We start from the raw sequence: 1,441 nt of genomic DNA, 5'->3' as shown, positions 1-1,441 counted from the left end.
GTGTGCCATGTCATCGGCGACACGTTGGGCTAGGTGGGCCATTGAACTCGGTGGCGAGCTTGCCACTGTCAGGGTGATGTAGAGATCCATCACATCTCTCCCCAGGGTGCTTGCTCCCACAGTGACAGCCGGGTCAGCACGTCTTGCGCCAGCGCCTGCTGCAACTGCTGTATTACCTTCACCAGCCGTGGGGCCTGCTCAGGACTCCCGCTCCATTCGCTCGACTGGTACAGGGCGCAGCAGGTGAATTTGTAGAGGGCTACCAGTTCGGCATCGGTGAGTGGTGCCTGGTGGTAACGATGGGCAGGTTTAAGCGGCCCCAGCTTGTTCGAGCGGTGCTGATGTGGTTCCTTGTGGCCCTGCTGACGCCCAAGCTGATAGCGATGCCAAACAGCACGGCGATTGGCGAGCATCATCAACCGTACCAGCCGGTCAACCCGCCACGTCCAGGTGCTGGTCGTGTCTGCTGGCGGCTGCCACCAGAGGGTGCGCAGTAGCTCCAGGGTGTAGTGCGGTGGCATGGGGGCATTGCAAAAGCGATGTAGCTGCACGGCAAAGGCTAGGTAATCCTTGCGGTCAATCATGAAGGCAGACATTGAGTGACTCCTTGAAATGAACAAGGCCACCTGTAGTGAGGTGGCCTTGCTGGGGGGATCGGAATATCCGGATCATGGTGTTGGCGCGGATGATCCGGGTTTGGGGATGCTGGCGTTATTCGTGCGCCTGCTCTGCGTCTGGGTAAGCCGCATCAAACAGGATGGCGTAGAGCGCACAATCAATGCCGTTGACGGCATCGTGATGCAGGTAATAGGGCGGTGCGTCTCGGGAGCGCTCGAAGTAGTCGCCAAAGCAGCTGAGGCATTCGCGGATCTCGATGGTGGATCCCCGCTGCAAGGCCTCTTCAAGCTGCCTGGCATAACCCTCGTCATCACGCGCCTTGGTGACGGCTTTTTCCAGTAATGCCAGCGCCTCCTCGTTGCAGGCAGTAGCCAGACGATGGCGCAGCTTGCTCAGGGTTTCCTCAAGGGAATAGGGGTTAGGTAATCGCATCGCTCATTTCTCTTTTGGAACGGACTAATGGCGCAGCTGATGCAGCAGCGCATCAATAGCCTCGATACTATCGGCCTGGGTGAGCGGGGAGCCGTTAGGCAGGTGAGCCACGATGGCGGGCTCGGTCTGCATCTCGACGTTGTCTGCCAGCCAACAGCGCAACTCGATGAGGATATCGAGGGCGGTGAGGTGGGTTTTGCCTGGGGTCTGGTTCATAGCTGACCTCTTTCGGCCATCGAGACTAAGCCCTCAGCACCGACCACCAGATGGTCAAGCAATCGCACATCGACCAGCGCCAAGGCTTCTTTGAGGGCCTGGGTAAAGACCCTGTCAGATTGACTGGGTTCCGGGTCACCGCTGGGGTGATTGTGCACCGCGATGATGGCCCCAC

The 1,441-nt window shown here is 59.1% G+C and carries 4 protein-coding genes; all 4 read right to left on the bottom strand.

All coding sequences use genetic code 11. The annotated features are described in order from the left end of the window. Positions 1 to 89: 89 nt before the first annotated feature. Positions 90 to 596, bottom strand: coding sequence for a hypothetical protein (locus J9889_RS20300; protein WP_077098445.1), 507 nt, complete (start codon positions 594 to 596; stop codon positions 90 to 92). A gap of 115 nt (positions 597 to 711) precedes the next feature. Further along, on the bottom strand, positions 712 to 1,050 hold the full coding sequence (locus tag J9889_RS20295) for a hypothetical protein (protein WP_181014944.1): 339 nt from the start codon (positions 1,048 to 1,050) through the stop codon (positions 712 to 714). A 24-nt stretch (positions 1,051 to 1,074) separates the two neighbouring features. Beyond that, positions 1,075 to 1,266 (bottom strand): hypothetical protein, encoded by a 192-nt coding sequence (locus J9889_RS20290; protein WP_029303518.1) that lies wholly within the window; start codon positions 1,264 to 1,266, stop codon positions 1,075 to 1,077. Further along, positions 1,263 to 1,441 (bottom strand): JAB domain-containing protein (locus tag J9889_RS20285; protein ID WP_282597964.1); only part of this gene is annotated, 179 nt, incomplete at its 5' end. The genes J9889_RS20285 and J9889_RS20290, both read right to left, overlap by 4 nt.

The organism is Aeromonas sp. PrichA-15 (genome assembly GCF_017939245.1).
In the GTDB taxonomy this organism is placed as follows: domain Bacteria; phylum Pseudomonadota; class Gammaproteobacteria; order Enterobacterales; family Aeromonadaceae; genus Aeromonas; species Aeromonas caviae.
This window is presented reverse-complemented; position numbering and strand designations above follow the sequence as displayed.